The sequence below is a fragment of the Xanthomonas arboricola pv. juglandis genome (genome assembly GCF_905367715.1).
Lineage (GTDB): Bacteria > Pseudomonadota > Gammaproteobacteria > Xanthomonadales > Xanthomonadaceae > Xanthomonas > Xanthomonas arboricola.
Genome location: NZ_HG999362.1, coordinates 1,313,565 through 1,328,635, shown reverse-complemented (window position 1 = coordinate 1,328,635; position 15,071 = coordinate 1,313,565). Strand labels below are relative to the sequence as shown.

Sequence of the window (15,071 nt, the reverse complement as noted above, 5' to 3'; positions counted from 1 at the left end):
TCGCCTGCCCGGGCCGCAAGCGCAGACGCTGGTCGCGGGTCTTCAGCACGCAAGATTGGCGATCGGCGGCGACCGGTCATGCGACACGATCACACGACAGGGTCAGCGCGACGTTGGTGATCTGACCCCGCCGCACACGCAGCGCCGCCACCCAGCACTCGCCCAGTGAGCGAGCGCAGCGATCACTTGACCCGCGTGTATTCGGTATCGCCCGTGCTCAGGTGCCCGGTCGCCTGGTCGATCGCGTAGTTGACGGTGCCATCGGCGTTGGACACCTGCAGCACACCCTTGTTCAAGATCGCCGGATGATTCCTGGTCTTGACGCCACCGCCCAGCAGCTCCGGGGTGGTGTCGCGAATGATGAAGCTCTCGCCATTGTGCTCGATGCTGAGCACGTTCTTCTCCGACTTCATGTTGACCCACTTGCCCACGTACTGCTCGCCCACGTCACGGGCACAGCCCGCCAGCAGCATCATTGCAACCAGAGCACTTCCAAGCAGCGCCTTCATCGCCACTCCTTCTTCAACGCGGGGGATTGCAGGATGGCGATTCGTTCCCGAGCCTGCAACAAGCAGGCACAACCGGATGAACGCGGCTGTCAGCGACTTGAACAAACCACTGAATTAACAGGCTCTGCACTCGACTCGCACGGATGTCGGCGACAACGACGATTCGACGGCATCGGCCACGTCCATACCGGCACTTCAACCGAACCAGGTGCCCAGGCTTTGGCAGGACACTGCAGCACAACAAAAAAGCCGGCCCATGGCCGGCTCTTCTTCTCGCGCTGAAACCCTTGCTGCTGTTGGGTTTCGATGGTGGGCGGTACAAGGTTCGAACTTGTGACCCTTGCCGTGTGAAGGCAATGCTCTACCGCTGAGCTAACCGCCCGATGACGCGAGCCGCACATTATAGGGCAGCTGCGGCGCTCGTCAACAGGTTCATCCACTGCAATGATGATGCAATCGAAAACGCCGCGTTCCGGTGACCGGGCGCGGCATTCGCGCTAGCTGGCAGCGATGACGCAGCGTTCGGTTCGGCGCCGTTTAAACGCCCGATACGCAGCTTCGATGGCCCGCGTCCAACACGGCTGCGATCACGCGCACCCGCCTCCACCGCATCGCCTCACATCGTATGCGTCGGCTTGTCCGAGGTCGTCAGGCCCGCCAGCAACATCTCGATCTTGTTGCGCACGCCCTCGCCTTCCGGGCCGTCCGGGAACTGCACGCCGATGCCGGCGGCGCGGTTGCCCTGCGCGCCGGCCGGGGTGGTCCAGACCACCTTGCCGGCCACCGGCAGGCGCTCGCTGGAGTCCGGCAGGGTCAGCAGCAGGAAGACTTCGTCGCCGAGCATGTAGCGCTTGGGCGTGGGTACGAAGATACCGCCGCCTTTCACGAACGGCATGTAGGCGCTGTAGAGCGCGGGCTTGTCCTTCAACGCCAGCGACAAGATGCCCTGGCGTGCATTCATTGCACTCATCGAGTTCCCCTAGAACGTGCCGGACGCTCTCCCTCGCGCCAGGCCAGCAACAATTCCGTCACCGCCAGATCGGCGCGGACGGTGGTACGCAGCAGGTCGCGGGTGCGATTGGCGGCGTCGAACCAGGTCGCCAGCTTGTGCAACCGCGATGGATCGGTCAAGCCGGCCGATGCCTGTGCCAGCGCAAGGTCTGCCGCGTGGCGCAGACGCTGGTCGGCCTGGCCGTCGTTGGTCCAGCGCTGCGCAATATCCACTGCGCTGGCGCGCCCGGCGGCGATCTGCTCCAGGTCCTGCGCCACCGCGCGGCGCACCGCCAGGCCATCCTCGCGCAGCCACTGCGCCGCAAGCCCCGGATGACCGCGTGCGGCATTCAGCGCTTCCTGTGCAGCCCGCTCGTCGACACCTTGCGACAGCAGCCAGGCCAGCGCCTCGTGCGCGGGCGGCAGCTTGAATTCCAGACGCTGGCAGCGGCTGCGGATGGTCGCCGGCAGGCGCGCCGGCTGCGCGCTGATTAACCACAGGTAGCGCCCCGGCGAGGGTTCTTCCAGCGTCTTGAGCAAGGCGTTGCAGGCGGCGCGATTGATCGCATCGGCCGGGTCGACGATCACGATCTGGGCAATGCCGTATTGCGGGGTCAGCGAGAGCTTTTGCGAAATCTCGCGTACCTGCTCGATCACGATCTCGGTGCGCAGCTTGTCGCCGGTGCGGTTGGGAATGAACGAGATCAGCTGCAGGTCCGGGTGGGTTCCAGCGGCGATCAGCTGCCGGCTGCGCTGCGCCAGCGCCGGGTCCGGCGAGCTGGCCAGCACGTGCTCGGCCAGCGCCAGCGCCACCGCACGCTTGCCCAGGCCATCCGGGCCGCAGATCAGCAGGCCGTGTCCGAGCCGGCCGGCGTCCAGTGCCGCCAGCGTCTGGTCGTAGGCGCGCTGCTGCCAGGGTGAAAACGCAGTGGTCATGGAGTGGGCTCCGGTTGCGGCAGGCGACGGCGCTGCAGGTAACGCGCCACCGCGGCATTGTGTTCGGCCAGGGTGGCCGAGAACGCATGCGCGCCGGTGCCATCGCCGACCGCCACGAAGTACAGGGCATTCCCCGGTGCCGGGCGCACCGCCGCCAGCAAGGCCTCACGGCCGGGCATGGCGATCGGCGTCGGGGTCAGGCCGGTACGCGTGTAGGTGTTGTACGGCGTATCGGTGGTCAGGTCGCGGCGGCGGATATTGCCGTCGTAACTGCTGCCGATGCCGTAGATCACGGTGGGGTCGGTCTGCAGCTTCATGCCCAGCTGCAGGCGGCGCAGGAACACGCCGGCAATCAACGGGCGCTCCGAGCCCAGCGCGGTTTCCTTTTCGATGATGGAGGCCAGGATCAACGCCTGTTCCGGCGAGCCGAGCGGCAGATCGGGCGCGCGCTGCTCCCAGGCCTGCGCCAGCGCCTTGTCCATGGCCAGGTGGGCACGCTTGAGCACGTCCAGATCGCTGTCGCCGCGCTGGTAGAGATAGGTTTCCGGCAGGAAGCGTCCTTCCGGGTGCTGGTTGGCGAACCCCAGCCGCGCCATCAACGCCGCATCGTCCAGCGCAGCGATGGATTGCTGCAGCGGCGTGGCGGTGGCGATCGCGGCACGCAGCTGGCGGAAGTTCCAGCCTTCCACGATGGTGAAGCGGTACTGGATCACCCGGCCCTGGCGCATGCGTTCGAGCAGCTCGCGCGGTGACAGCGCCGGCGCCAGCGCGTATTCGCCCACCTTGAGTTTGCCGGCCGCATCGACCTGGCGCGCGAGCAACTGCCATTCCAGGTCGGCACCCTGCGCCACGCCGGCGGCGCGCAACTTGCGCAACGTGGCCTTGAGCGAATCGCCGGGCGCGATCACCACGCTGGGCGCGCTCGCGCTCACCGGTGTCCCGGCAAAGTGCAGGTAATGCCGCCACGCCACCAGCCCCGCAATCGCCAGCAGCGCCACGAGCAACAGGGCCGTGCCCAGCACAGCCAGACATCCACGTTTGCCAGTCACCGCCACACGCACCTCGTCATTGCCCCAGCGCCGCGCAGGATACCGCGCGCCGGTGATGTCCCGTTGAAGCGCTCATGCCTGGTCGAAGGCGCGCAGCACGCCGCGCGCCTTGGCGCGGGTCTCGTCCAGTTCGCGCTGCGGGTCCGAATCCACCACGATCCCGGCGCCGGTGCGGAAATGCACCTGCTCCCCGGCCACCTCGGCAGTGCGTATCAGGATGTTCAGATCCATGTCGCCGTCGCGATTGAGCCAGCCGAATGCGCCGGTGTAGGCGCCCCGCGCGGTGCGTTCGAGCTCGGCGATGATCTGCATGCAGCGCACCTTCGGGCAACCGGTGATGGTGCCGCCGGGAAACACTGCGGCGATCACCTCGCCCGGAGTGACGTCGGCGCGCAGACGGCCGCGTACATTGCTGACGATGTGGTGCACGTGCGCGTAGCTTTCCACGCCCATCAGCTCGTCCACCTCCACCGTGCCCGGCGCGCAGATGCGTCCCAGGTCGTTGCGCTCCAGGTCGATCAGCATGACGTGCTCGGCGCGCTCCTTCGGATGACCGACCAGCTCGCGGATGCGTGCGGCATCGTCGTCGCCAACAAAGCGCGCGCGGGTACCGGCGATCGGGCGCGTCTGCACCACATCGCCCTGCACCGACACCAGCCGCTCCGGCGAGGAACTCACCACCGCGCGTCCTGCCGCGACGAACAGGCCGGCAAACGGGGCGGGATTGGCCGCGCGCAGGCGCGCATGCAACGCCGCCGGATCGACCGCCGCGGCGAACCTCGCATGCCAGGCGCGCGAGATATTGGCCTGGAACACATCGCCTGCGCGCAGATAATCGAGCACGCGCTCCACTGCATCGGTGAAGCGCTCCGGCGCGTCCTCATCGACAGCCTCCGGCCCGACCCAGCCGGGCAATGGTGGCAATGCGGCGCAGGCGGCGATGTCCTCGACGATGCGGGTCAGCAGATCCTCGCGGCCCGGCTCGGCCAGCGCGATGCAGCGGCCTTGTACCCGGTCGCGCAGCACCGCGGCAGGCGCGCGCAAGGCCAGTGCACTCGGCAGGCCATCGCTGCGCGTGGGCAGCTGCAGAATCGGTTCGACCTGCGCGGCCAGTTCGTAATCCAGCAATACCGCCCAGCCACCGCGAAACGGCCAGGGGCTGGTCGCATCGTGCGGCAGGCGCTCGGCCTGCCAGGCCGCATCCAGCGCGTGCAGAAAGCCGCCGTCCAGCACGCGCCCCTCGCCGTCGCGCGTGCGCCCATCGGCGTCCAGCCGCAGGCGTGCGCCGTCTGCCAGCAGCAGCACATCCCAGCGCCCGTGCGCGGTGCCGGAGGCGGTGGATTCGAGCAGTGCCGGATACCGCTGCGGCGCCAGCCGATGCAGCGCCAGCAGGTCGATGTCGGCGTGCAGGGGTCTGGTGAGCGTCATCGGCCGGTTGGGCGTGGGGTGCTAAGAGGCGCCGCCCTGCGAGGGAGGCAGGGCACACATGAAGAGAAGGATCAGCTCGCGGAGCGACGTTCGGCCGCGTACACGCGCCCTGCCCGACCGCCGTAACCTGCCTGCGGCGTGTACCGCGAAGCATTGTTCGCGGTACGCCAGCACCGGGATGTCAGACGCGCTTGAACACCAGCGTGCCGTTGGTGCCGCCGAAGCCGAAGCCGTTGGACATCACCGCATCCACCTGCACCTCGCGCGCCACGTTCGGCACGTAATCCAGGTCGCAGCCTTCGCTGGGCTCTTCCAGATTGATGGTCGGCGGAATGATGCCGGTATGCAGCGCCATCACCGAGAAGATCGCTTCCACGCCGCCGGCCGCGCCGAGCAGGTGGCCGGTCATCGACTTGGTCGAGCTGACCATGGTCTTGTAGGCGTGGTCGCCCAGCGCGCGCTTCATCGCCAGGGTTTCGGCAAGATCGCCCAGCGGCGTGGAGGTGCCGTGCGCGTTGAGGTAACCGATCTGCTCGGGATTGAGCTTGGCATCGCGCATCGCTGCGGCCATGCTGCGCGCCGCGCCCTCACCGTCTTCGCTGGGTGCGGTCATGTGGAACGCATCGGAGCTGGCGCCGAAGCCGACCAGTTCTGCATAGATGCGCGCGCCACGCGCCTTGGCGTGTTCGTACTCTTCCAGCACCAGCACGCCGGCACCGTCACCCAGCACGAAGCCATCGCGCTGCTTGTCCCACGGACGCGAGGCGCCGGTCGGGTCGTCGTTGCGGGTGGACATGGCCTTCATCGCGCAGAAGCCGCCCACCGAACTCGGCGAGGAGCCGCGCTCGGCGCCGCCGGCCAGCATCACATCGGCGTCGCCGTGCTGGATCATGCGCATCGCGGTGCCGATCGAATGGTTGGAAGTGGCGCAGGCCGACACGGCGGAGAAGGTCGGGCCTTTCAGGCCCTTGATCAGGCTGACCTGGCCCGGCAGCATGTTGATGATGGTGCTGGGCACATAGAACGGCGAAATCTTGCGCGCGCCGCCCTCGTGGAATTTGATGGTCTGCTCTTCGATACCGAGCAGCCCGCCGATGCCGGAGCCGAGAATGGCGCCAACGCGTTCGGCATTGCTTTCGTCGATTTCCAGGCCGGAGTCGTCCAGCGCCATGAACGAGGCGCCGACACCGTAATGGATGAACGAATCCATCTTCTTGACGTCCTTGGCGGACACAAAAAGCGTGGGGTCGAAATTCTTGATCTCGCCGGCGATCTTGGTGGTGAACTGCGAGGCATCGATCTGCGTGATCGGGCCGATGCCTGAGCGCCCGTGGATGATTCCATCCCAGCTGGTGGCCAGATCATTGCCTAGCGGCGACACCATGCCCATGCCGGTAACGACAACACGACGACTCATTGCAGATCTCCTCACCACGGAACGGACGGTGCTTGCGGTTTGCGGATGACGCTTGAAAAACACAGGGCCGCATCAGCGGCCCCATGGAATGTCTGACGCAGCAGCGGCTTGACGCACGCCACCGCCGTCAGGAACAACGCATCAGCTCTTGACGTGAGCCTTGACGTAGTCGATCGCCTGCTGGACCGAGGTGATCTTCTCAGCCTCTTCGTCCGGGATCTCGCACTCGAACTCTTCTTCCAGCGCCATCACCAGCTCGACGGTGTCCAGCGAGTCGGCACCCAGGTCATCGACGAACGATGCGCTGGTGGTGACTTCCTCTTCCTTGACGCCGAGTTGCTCGACGACGATTTTCTTGACGCGTTCTTCGATGGTGCTCATTGGGGATATCGCTCCAGATGGAGTAGTGGTGGTACGAAAAAAACGCCATCGGGCTGCGATGGCCGCGTTGGATAGTGTAGTGGAAGCGACCGAGCCTTGCATTGCATCACAAGTCCCGGCCGATCAGCCACTTAGCGCCTCCCGGCGCCGCACGCTCACGGCATGTACATGCCGCCGTTGACGTGCAGGGTCTCACCGGTGATGTAACCGGCGCTCGGGCCGGCCAGGAACGCCACCGCGTTGGCGATGTCTTCCGGCGCGCCCAGATGCCCGAGCGCGATCTGCTGCAGCAGGGCGGCCTTGGCCTCCTCGGGCAGCGCCTTGGTCATGTCGGTATCGATGAAGCCGGGCGCCACCACATTCACGGTGACCCCGCGCGAGCCGATTTCCTTGGCCAGCGACTTGGAGAACGCGATGATGCCGGCCTTGGCCGCAGCGTAGTTGGTCTGGCCGGGGTTGCCGGTCACGCCCACCACCGAGGCGATGTTGACGATGCGGCCCTTGCGCGCCTTCATCATGCCGCGCATCACTGCCTTGGAGGTGCGGAACACGCTGGTCAGGTTGGTGTCGATGATCGCCTGCCAGTCGTCGTCCTTCATCCGCATCAACAGGTTGTCGCGGGTGATGCCGGCGTTGTTGACCAGGATCGAGATCGCGCCGAACTCCTTGCCAATCGCATCGATCAGGCCATCGACCGCCGCAGCGTCGGTGACGTTGAGCTCGCGGCCGTGGCCGCCCTGAGCAGCCAGGCGCGCGCCGATCGCCGCAGCGCCGGAGGCCGAGGTCGCGGTGCCGATCACGGTGGCGCCCTGGGCGGCCAGCGTGTCGGCGATGGCCGCGCCGATGCCGCGACTGGCACCGGTAACGAGGGCGATCTCGCCCTGCAGAGGCTTGCTCATGAATGCTGTTCCTCGAGTGGGGAGCCCGCGGCCGCAGCCGCGAACGATGAGGGCTGCCGGCAGCGCCGGCAGGTACGTCGAATCAGTGTGTCCACGCCTCGAGCGCGCCGGCGTAATCGGCAGGCGTGGCCAGCGGACGGGCGTCCAGGCTCTTGTCGATGCGCTTGATCAGCCCGCTCAGCACCTTGCCGGGGCCGCATTCGGCGACCCGGGTGATGCCCTGGGCGGCCAGTGCCTGCACGCAGCCGGTCCACTGCACCGGCAGGTACAGCTGCTCGGCCAGCGCCTGGCGGATCGCATCGCTGCCGGTGTGCACGCGTGCATCGACGTTCTGCACCACCGGAATCTGCGGCGCGTGCCAGCTCAGTCCGGCCATCGCTTCGGCGAGCTGGTTGGCGGCATCGCGCATCAACGGGGTATGCGAGGGCACGCTCACCGCCAGCTTGACCGCCTTGCGCACGCCACGCTCGGCCAGCAGGGCCAGCGCGCGATCCACCGCCGCCGCATCGCCGCCGATCACGATCTGACCGGGCGAGTTGAAATTGGCCGGCACCACCACCTGGCTGTCGGCCGCCTCGGCACAGACCTCCAGCACCAGCGCATCCTCGGCGCCCAGCACCGCCGCCATCGCACCGACACCGGCCGGCGCGGCGGCCTGCATGAACTGGCCGCGCAGCCGCACCAGGTGCGCACCGTCGTGCAGCGACAGCGCGCCGGCAGCGACCAGCGCGGTGTATTCGCCCAGGCTGTGCCCGGCCAGGACCGCCGGGCGCTGCCCGCGCTGCGCATTCCACAGCCGCCACACCGCCACGCCGGCGGCCAGCAAGGCCGGCTGGGTGTACTCGGTGCGGTTGAGCATCTCTTCCGGGCCGCCCTGGGACAGCGCCCACAGGTCGACGCCGGCGCCTTCGGAGGCTTCGGCGAAGGTTTCGCGGATCTGCGGATGCAGCTCGGACAGTTCGGCCAGCATGCCCAGGGACTGCGAGCCCTGGCCGGGGAACACGAAGGCGAGAGTGGATTCGGTCACGCGTTGCTGCCTACAAAAATCGAGCCGGGATGATACGTGCGAAATCGCCCCGGCGTCTGTACTGCCGCGTATGCAAGGCCCGTCCGACGCGACCGCCGGCACACTTACAGCAAGGCGTTGAGCAGGTCCATTTCGCCATCGGCGAGCCAGTCCACGCACATCACCAGTACCAGCACCACGGCCAGGGAGGTTGCCGCGTGGATGGCCAGGATGGCGCGCGCCAGCGCCCCGGCCGAGCGCCCCAGGCGACCGGTGAGCTGCGCAAACCGCTGCAGGCGCCCGGTCACCACATGCGCATGCGCCGCCACCGCCGGGCCGGCCGCATCGAAGGCGCCCGTCATCAACCGCTGCAGCACCTCGCGGCGGCCGCGGTAGTACTTGGCCACGCCGTAGCCGAACACCAGCCAGTCGCGCGCCTGGGCCTGCGCCAGGTCCATCACTTCCAGCGGGTCTTCTTCGAAATCGATGAAGCCGACCGCCTGCCCGTCGAAGGTCATGTTGCGCGGAAGCGGCTGGCCGAAATACGCACCATCGCGATGGGCAGCGGCAATGGCGGCCACTGCCAGCGCGATCAGGCGGTCGCGCTCGGGCGCGTCGGCCTCGCGCAGGCAGCTGGCAAAGGAACGGCCGTTGTCGCTGAGCACCAGGGCTGCCTGCCCGCAACCGACCACGCGCGGCACATTCACCGCCTGCGCCTGCAGTTCGCCGAGCCGGCGCGCTTCCAGATCGCGCGCGGCATCGCCGCCACGGTGCGGCGGTGGACGCAAGGCGTCCAGGCCCCAGCGGCGGGCAACGAAGTTGAGTGCTCCGAGCGAGACCGCCCGGCTGTCGCGGCGGTACTGCTTCAGCCAGACACGCTGTCCGGCGATGACGATGGGTTCTGCCATAACGGGTCCGTCCCTGACGCTGTCAGGCATCGCCGGCGGACGCGGCGCTGCCTGCGGAACTCAGTAGCGCAGCAGCGCCGAGCCCCAGGTAAATCCACCACCGAACGCTTCCAGCAGCAGCAATTGACCCCGCTGCACGCGGCCGGAGCGTACCGCTTCGTCCAGTGCCAGCGGCACCGAGGCTGAGGAGGTATTGCCGTGGCGATCCACGGTGACGACCACCTGCTCCATCGGCAGATCCAGCCGCTTGGCGGTGGCTTCGATGATGCGCAGGTTGGCCTGGTGCGGGATCAGCCAGTCCAGGTCGTGCTTGTCGTAGCCATTGGCGGCCAGGGTCTCGTCGACCACCGAATCCAGCGCCTTGACCGCGTACTTGAACACGTCATTGCCCTTCATCAGCAACGCGCCGCCGCCGTTCTTGCCTTCGCCGAAGCCCACCGACACGCCGACCGGATCCCACAACAGCTCTTTCTTGCTGCCATCGGCATGCAGATGGGTGCTGAGGATGCCGGTGTCTTCGTCGGCCTTGAGCACGACCGCGCCAGCGCCATCGCCGAACAGCACGCAGGTGGTGCGGTCGGTCCAGTCGACGATACGGGTCAGGGTTTCTGCGCCCACCACCAGCACGGTCTTGGCATCGCCGCTGCGCACGAACTTGTCGGCCACGCTGAGCGCGTAGACAAAGCCCGAGCAGGCGGCGTTGACGTCCATCGCGCCGCACCCGACGTTGCCCAGCCGCGCCTGCAACAGGCAGGCAGTGGACGGGAAGATCAGGTCCGGAGTGGTGGTGCCGACGACGATCAGGTCGAGCTCGTCGGCGGTGACGCCGGCCGCTTCCATCGCCTTCAGCGAGGCGAAATACGCCAGGTCGCTGGTGGTCTGGTCGTCGGCGACGATGTGACGCTCACGGATACCAGTGCGCGAGAAGATCCATTCATCGCTGGTGTCGACGATCTTGGACATGTCGTCGTTGGTCAACACCTTTTCGGGCAAATAGCTACCCGTGCCCGCGATTCTGGAATAGATCCGCTTGCTCATACTGTTCCCTATTGCAAGAGCCGCGGTGGTCGGCGGCTCCGGAAGAAGCGAGGGTCACCCGGCAGCGTCGAACGCGCCGGGTGCCACGAATCAATCTTCTTGGACGGCCGACGACTTGGTCGCAATCACCTTCTTGCCGCGGTAGTAACCGTCAGCGGTGATGTGGTGGCGCAGATGGATCTCGCCGCTGGTCGGATCAGTCGACAGCTGCTTGGCGGTCAGGGCATCGTGCGAACGACGCTGGCCGCGACGCGACGGGGTAACTCGGGATTTCTGCACAGCCATGGGATTGCTCCAACTTAAGTTCGATAACTTGTCTGTCGAGTCGAACAGGACGCTTTACGCCCGCGCCGACCTGTCTTTCCGCCCTTCACAGCGGCGGTTACTGTTTTTTGAACGCTGCCAGCGCCGCGAACGGACTGGCCTTGTCTTGCTCTTCCTGGGTCGGAACCCACTCGGCCTCGACGGCCTCGCTGCCCGGCGCCATCGGCACCACCGGTATCGACAACACCAGTTCGTCCTCGACCAGATCCGCGGCCCGCAGCATGCCATCTTCCGGCACCAGCAAGGCCTCGTACTCGGCCGGCAACGCAGCTTCGTCGGCTTCGTCACGGATCAAACCAAGACGCTGTCTGATTTGCACCGGATACAGAAAACGCTGCAGGCTGCGCTGGCAGGCCAGCGGAAGCTCGACATCGACACTGAGTTCGACATAGGCGACCTTCAGCAGGTCGTCATGATCGAACTGGAGCGAATAGGCACACTCGCCCTCGGTATCGACCAAGCTCCCTTGCAGGCGGGTCATCGCAGAGAGCGGGATGCGGCCATCGAAGCGCCTGCGCGCTGCGACCATCCGCCAAGCATCCAGCATTTCGGGTACGTTCGCGGACATAAGCCGCAGAATGTTAAAGATCCGCCGACGCCCTGTCAAATACCCCTATTCACGCGCCTCGCAAGGCGCCAAGGCTGGCAGACTCCCCTGTCCGTCCTGCCCAGCGCCCCATGATGCCACGCCTGATTCTTGCCTCCACCTCTGTCTATCGGCGCGAGTTGCTCGGCCGGCTGCGCCTGGACTTCACCACCGCCCGGCCGGAGGTCGACGAGCAGGCGCAGCCTGGGGAGCGCCCGGACGCGCTGGCCAGCCGGCTGGCTGCCGAAAAGGCAGCGGCCGTGGCTGCGCAGGCGCCCGACGCCTGGGTGATCGGTTCGGACCAGGTCGCCGACCTGGATGGCCAGGCCCTGGGCAAACCGGGCACGCTGGAGCGGGCGCATGCGCAGCTGACCGCGATGTCCGGCCGCGTGGTGCGCTTCCATACGGCAGTGAGCCTGGTCGGCCCTGGCCGCACCGCGCACGCGCTGGACCTGACCGAAGTGCAGCTGCGCCCGCTGACGCCCGCCGAAATCGACCGCTACCTGGCCGCCGAGCCAGCGCTGGATTGCGCCGGCAGCTTCAAGTGCGAGGGTTTCGGGATCAGCCTGTTCGACGCCATTCGCTCGCAGGACCCCACCGCCCTGGTCGGTCTGCCGCTGATCGCGCTGGCCCGGCTGCTGCGGCAGGCGGGGTTCGAGATCCCGTAAGAATTGCAGTGCGGCCAGGAGTGAAGGCCGCGCACGCACGGAAAAGATCGGGCACGAGCAAAACTCCCCAATCCCCAATCCCTGCACCAGGCACGCAGCCCTAATCGGGCCGAGTCAACTCACAGAACTGATACGGATAATCGGCCTGCCCCACGCGCGAGGACAGCGTGCGGCAACGCGCAGGGTCCAGCGTCAGCCCGTACGCGGCCAGGCGCTGCTGCGCGGCCTCGCGCACCGCACGGTCGGCGGCGGCGACGTCCAGCGCCCTGCCCTTGGCAACGTGGAGTACGCAGCGGCCCGGCTGCGATGCATCCAGTTCGGCACGCAGACCATGTGCGATCAACCAGCGCAGGCGCGTGCATTGCGGTTGCACGCTCCAGCCCAGCTGCTGCGCCCAGCGATTCATCCGGTCGATCCGCAGCTGCTGCTTGTCGCGCGCCGCGCCCAGCATGGCGTAGAGCTGCGGCCGCTCGGCAATCAGCGTGCGCACGCGCTGCCGGTACTGGTCGGTCTCGGCGATATTCGTCGCCACACCGATGTAACGCGCCTGCTGCGGAAGCAGCGGCACCCGCCAGGATTGCGGCTCGTCGCCGACCAGCAACACCGTGGAGGCGGCAGGTTCGCCCATCATTGGTTGCTGCACCTGGAAGCTGTCGCGTGCCCAGGCTTCATGCCCCCAATCCTTCCAACCGACCACCGCGACCAGGGCGCATAGCCCGATCAACCAGGCCGCCTTGCGATCGGCGCGTGTGGCAAATGCGTGCCGGCACACGATCCAGAGCAGCAACGGCGCAAGCAGCTCCAGCACCACCAGATAGCGATGGATGCTGAAAATGGCCTGCCACAGCGCGTACGCAACGCCGAAGAACACCAGCAGGACCACGGCCGAGCGATCCAGCCCGACCTGTCGCACGGGCCGACGCAGCAACCCGCGCCCTGCAGCGACCAGCGTCACCGCATACAGCACCGCCCAACCGGCCTGCACCAGACCGAGATCGCCGATGCGCTGCGGCTTGAAGGTAAACAGCAGCGGCCAGATCAGCTGCTCGCCGAGACTGCGCGGCAACCACCGCACATCGGCGATCGACACCGGCTGCGCCAGCGGCGATTTGAAGACTCCGTTGAACTGCGGAAACAGCGGATTGCCCAGGTGCTGCCAGACCTGCCAATACCAGGGCCCGGCCACCAGCACCACCACCAGCGCCGCAACGCCGGAAAGCACGCCAAGGCCCAGCACGCGCGAACGCAGCCGCCCGCCATCGCACAGGACCGCCGGCACCAGCGCCAACGCGTAGAGCGCATTGGTGAGCTTGAGCGAGACGGCCAGGCCGATCAGTGCGCCGGCGATGGCCCATCGATGCACCGCATGCGCGCCCTGCCGCGCCTGCGCCTGCGCCGACAACACCAGCGCCAGCGCCGCCAGCACCGGGATCGCGCTGGCGGTATCGCCCATGGTGCCGCCAAGCCCGGACAGAAACACCGCGCTGCACATGCCGGCCACTGCAAGCAGCGGCGCCCATTGCGCGCGCCGCGTTTGCCCGGCCAGCACGCGCCATGCCACTGCCGCCACCGGAACGAACACCAGCGCATGCAAGCCGCCCAGCAGCAGCCCGGCCACCGGCCCGGGAAGCTGCAGCATCAGCCAGGCATGCAGCACATCAAGCAACGGGCTGAAGTAACTCTGCATCTGCGCCGGGGCCAGATCCACGCCCAGCCGGTCGTGTGCCCAGGCGTCGCCGATGTAGAGGTGGTAGTTGCGCAGGTCCCAGTTGGCATCCTGGCCCAGCCCAAGCGAGAGCAGCGCGCCCAGCAGCACGACCGCCGTCACCGCCGCGGCGATCTGGCGTGGCGAATGAAAGCCGAAATGGCGATCGGCCCAGCCCAACAGCCGCTGTCGCCGGCCCACCGGCGTCGATGTCGCGATGGACGCCATCAGCGGGTAGCTCCAGGCGCACGCGGCGCCACAACAGTGGCGACACCCGGCTCGGCCAGATACGCCAGATGCTTGGCCTCGACGCGCCCACGCGTGACCGTGTCCAGGATCAGCCCGCACGCCAGCAACAGGAAACCCAGCAGCATCAGCGCCACGCACAGGATGGCCGTGGGGAACCGCGGCACCAGCCCGGTCTGGAAATAGGTTTCGAACAACGGAATCGCCAGCACGATCGACAACGTGGCGCTAAGCACAAAGCCGATGGAGAAGAACAACAACGGCCGCTCGGCCTTGAACAACTTGGCGATGGTGGTGAGGATGCGCCAGCCATCGCGCCAGGTATTCAACTTGCTTTGCGAGCCCTCCGGGCGCACGCCGTAGGCGGTTTCGACCTCGGCCACCGGCATGCGCAACTGCAATGCGTGCACGGCCAGTTCGGTTTCGGTTTCGAATCCCTGCGCATGCGCAGCGAAGGATTTGACGTAGCGCCGCGAGAACACCCGATAGCCGGACAGCATGTCGTCGAAACTGCGTCCGAACAGCAGCCCCGCGCACCGCGTCAGCAACACGTTGCCGACGCGATGACCGGGCCGATACGCGGCCTGCTGCTGATCGCGGCGCGCGCCGACCACCATGTCCAGGCCTTCGTCGATCAACTTGCGCACCAGCGCCGGTGCGGCGGCCGCGTCGTAAGTTGCATCGCCATCGACCAGCACATAGATGTCCGCTTCCACATCGGCAAATCCACGCCGCACCACATTGCCCTTGCCCTGCAGCGCCACGCGGCACACCTGCGCGCCGGCCGCCGCAGCGATCGTCGCGGTGGCGTCGCTGGAATTGTTGTCCAGCACATGGACTGCCGCGCCCGGCAAGGCAGCGGCAAACGCAGCGACCACCGAGGCGACCGTCGCCGCCTCGTTATGGCAGGGCACCAGCACGGCGATTCGGATCCCGGGCACAGGCACGGGAGGGACAACAGTCATGGCGTCGGTCATTGCG

16 protein-coding genes and 1 tRNA gene are annotated in these 15,071 nt (G+C 67.2%); 1 reads left to right on the top strand and 16 read right to left on the bottom strand.

What is annotated here, in order from left to right; translation table 11 throughout:
- Positions 1 to 182: 182 nt before the first annotated feature.
- The 14 genes from KHN93_RS05765 to KHN93_RS05700 form a co-directional block, all read right to left on the bottom strand.
- Positions 183 to 509 carry a hypothetical protein gene (locus KHN93_RS05765; RefSeq protein ID WP_039523911.1) on the bottom strand — a complete coding sequence of 109 codons (327 nt, stop codon included), beginning with the start codon at positions 507 to 509 and terminating at the stop codon, positions 183 to 185.
- A 307-nt stretch (positions 510 to 816) separates the two neighbouring features.
- Positions 817 to 891, bottom strand: a tRNA-Val gene (locus KHN93_RS05760).
- 234 nt (positions 892 to 1,125) lie between these two features.
- Positions 1,126 to 1,479 carry a PilZ domain-containing protein gene (locus KHN93_RS05755; protein WP_024938459.1) on the bottom strand — a complete coding sequence of 118 codons (354 nt, stop codon included), beginning with the start codon at positions 1,477 to 1,479 and terminating at the stop codon, positions 1,126 to 1,128.
- A complete protein-coding gene (locus KHN93_RS05750) occupies positions 1,476 to 2,435 on the bottom strand; it encodes a DNA polymerase III subunit delta' (RefSeq protein WP_212579249.1) in 960 nt (319 codons plus the stop codon). Before KHN93_RS05750 ends, KHN93_RS05755 begins: the two co-directional genes overlap by 4 nt.
- A complete protein-coding gene (gene mltG, locus KHN93_RS05745) occupies positions 2,432 to 3,496 on the bottom strand; it encodes an endolytic transglycosylase MltG (protein WP_212579248.1) in 1,065 nt (354 codons plus the stop codon). Before mltG ends, KHN93_RS05750 begins: the two co-directional genes overlap by 4 nt.
- Positions 3,497 to 3,556: 60 nt before the next feature.
- Complete coding sequence (locus KHN93_RS05740; RefSeq protein WP_047125845.1) at positions 3,557 to 4,912, bottom strand: aminodeoxychorismate synthase component I; 1,356 nt, start codon at positions 4,910 to 4,912, stop codon at positions 3,557 to 3,559.
- 181 nt (positions 4,913 to 5,093) lie between these two features.
- The gene (fabF, locus tag KHN93_RS05735; protein WP_024938455.1) at positions 5,094 to 6,329 is read right to left on the bottom strand and encodes a beta-ketoacyl-ACP synthase II; all 1,236 of its coding nucleotides are present in this window, start codon (positions 6,327 to 6,329) and stop codon (positions 5,094 to 5,096) included.
- Between the two features lie 141 nt (positions 6,330 to 6,470).
- Complete coding sequence (gene acpP, locus KHN93_RS05730; RefSeq protein WP_002814322.1) at positions 6,471 to 6,710, bottom strand: acyl carrier protein; 240 nt, start codon at positions 6,708 to 6,710, stop codon at positions 6,471 to 6,473.
- Positions 6,711 to 6,865: 155 nt separating this feature from the next.
- On the bottom strand, positions 6,866 to 7,609 hold the full coding sequence (gene fabG / locus KHN93_RS05725) for a 3-oxoacyl-ACP reductase FabG (RefSeq protein ID WP_016902515.1): 744 nt from the start codon (positions 7,607 to 7,609) through the stop codon (positions 6,866 to 6,868).
- 82 nt (positions 7,610 to 7,691) lie between these two features.
- The gene (gene fabD / locus KHN93_RS05720) at positions 7,692 to 8,636 is read right to left on the bottom strand and encodes an ACP S-malonyltransferase (RefSeq protein ID WP_212579247.1); all 945 of its coding nucleotides are present in this window, start codon (positions 8,634 to 8,636) and stop codon (positions 7,692 to 7,694) included.
- 104 nt (positions 8,637 to 8,740) lie between these two features.
- Positions 8,741 to 9,523: a BUD32 family EKC/KEOPS complex subunit gene (locus KHN93_RS05715; protein WP_016902517.1), complete on the bottom strand. Its 783-nt coding sequence runs from the start codon at positions 9,521 to 9,523 to the stop codon at positions 8,741 to 8,743.
- 60 nt (positions 9,524 to 9,583) lie between these two features.
- A complete protein-coding gene (locus KHN93_RS05710) occupies positions 9,584 to 10,561 on the bottom strand; it encodes a beta-ketoacyl-ACP synthase III (RefSeq protein WP_024938452.1) in 978 nt (325 codons plus the stop codon).
- A gap of 90 nt (positions 10,562 to 10,651) precedes the next feature.
- A complete protein-coding gene (gene rpmF / locus KHN93_RS05705) occupies positions 10,652 to 10,846 on the bottom strand; it encodes a 50S ribosomal protein L32 (protein WP_003483870.1) in 195 nt (64 codons plus the stop codon).
- Between the two features lie 97 nt (positions 10,847 to 10,943).
- A complete protein-coding gene (locus tag KHN93_RS05700; protein WP_212579246.1) occupies positions 10,944 to 11,453 on the bottom strand; it encodes a YceD family protein in 510 nt (169 codons plus the stop codon).
- Between the two features lie 110 nt (positions 11,454 to 11,563).
- Here KHN93_RS05700 and KHN93_RS05695 point away from each other — a divergent pair, with 110 nt between their 5' ends.
- Positions 11,564 to 12,139 (top strand): Maf family protein, encoded by a 576-nt coding sequence (locus KHN93_RS05695; protein ID WP_047125849.1) that lies wholly within the window; start codon positions 11,564 to 11,566, stop codon positions 12,137 to 12,139.
- 100 nt (positions 12,140 to 12,239) lie between these two features.
- Here the strand turns inward: KHN93_RS05695 and KHN93_RS05690 are convergent, their stop codons facing one another.
- Together KHN93_RS05690 and KHN93_RS05685 are read right to left on the bottom strand one after the other, a co-directional pair.
- Positions 12,240 to 14,072, bottom strand: coding sequence for a hypothetical protein (locus tag KHN93_RS05690; RefSeq protein WP_212579245.1), 1,833 nt, complete (start codon positions 14,070 to 14,072; stop codon positions 12,240 to 12,242).
- A complete protein-coding gene (locus tag KHN93_RS05685; RefSeq protein ID WP_212579244.1) occupies positions 14,072 to 15,067 on the bottom strand; it encodes a glycosyltransferase in 996 nt (331 codons plus the stop codon). Before KHN93_RS05685 ends, KHN93_RS05690 begins: the two co-directional genes overlap by 1 nt.
- Between the last annotated feature and the right edge of the window lie 4 nt (positions 15,068 to 15,071).

Excerpts from the sequence above, each read along its gene's own strand:
- KHN93_RS05765 (WP_039523911.1), bottom strand. The coding sequence starts at position 509 with ATGAAGGCGCTGCTTGGAAGTGCTCTGGTTGCAATGATGCTGCTGGCG.
- KHN93_RS05755 (WP_024938459.1), bottom strand. The coding sequence starts at position 1,479 with ATGAGTGCAATGAATGCACGCCAGGGCATCTTGTCGCTGGCGTTGAAG.
- KHN93_RS05750 (WP_212579249.1), bottom strand. The coding sequence starts at position 2,435 with ATGACCACTGCGTTTTCACCCTGGCAGCAGCGCGCCTACGACCAGACG.
- KHN93_RS05740 (WP_047125845.1), bottom strand. The coding sequence starts at position 4,912 with ATGACGCTCACCAGACCCCTGCACGCCGACATCGACCTGCTGGCGCTG.
- fabF (WP_024938455.1), bottom strand. The coding sequence starts at position 6,329 with ATGAGTCGTCGTGTTGTCGTTACCGGCATGGGCATGGTGTCGCCGCTA.
- acpP (WP_002814322.1), bottom strand. The coding sequence starts at position 6,710 with ATGAGCACCATCGAAGAACGCGTCAAGAAAATCGTCGTCGAGCAACTC.
- fabG (WP_016902515.1), bottom strand. The coding sequence starts at position 7,609 with ATGAGCAAGCCTCTGCAGGGCGAGATCGCCCTCGTTACCGGTGCCAGT.
- KHN93_RS05715 (WP_016902517.1), bottom strand. The coding sequence starts at position 9,523 with ATGGCAGAACCCATCGTCATCGCCGGACAGCGTGTCTGGCTGAAGCAG.
- KHN93_RS05710 (WP_024938452.1), bottom strand. The coding sequence starts at position 10,561 with ATGAGCAAGCGGATCTATTCCAGAATCGCGGGCACGGGTAGCTATTTG.
- rpmF (WP_003483870.1), bottom strand. The coding sequence starts at position 10,846 with ATGGCTGTGCAGAAATCCCGAGTTACCCCGTCGCGTCGCGGCCAGCGT.
- KHN93_RS05700 (WP_212579246.1), bottom strand. The coding sequence starts at position 11,453 with ATGTCCGCGAACGTACCCGAAATGCTGGATGCTTGGCGGATGGTCGCA.
- KHN93_RS05695 (WP_047125849.1), top strand. The coding sequence starts at position 11,564 with ATGATGCCACGCCTGATTCTTGCCTCCACCTCTGTCTATCGGCGCGAG.
- KHN93_RS05690 (WP_212579245.1), bottom strand. The coding sequence starts at position 14,072 with ATGGCGTCCATCGCGACATCGACGCCGGTGGGCCGGCGACAGCGGCTG.
- KHN93_RS05685 (WP_212579244.1), bottom strand. The coding sequence starts at position 15,067 with ATGACCGACGCCATGACTGTTGTCCCTCCCGTGCCTGTGCCCGGGATC.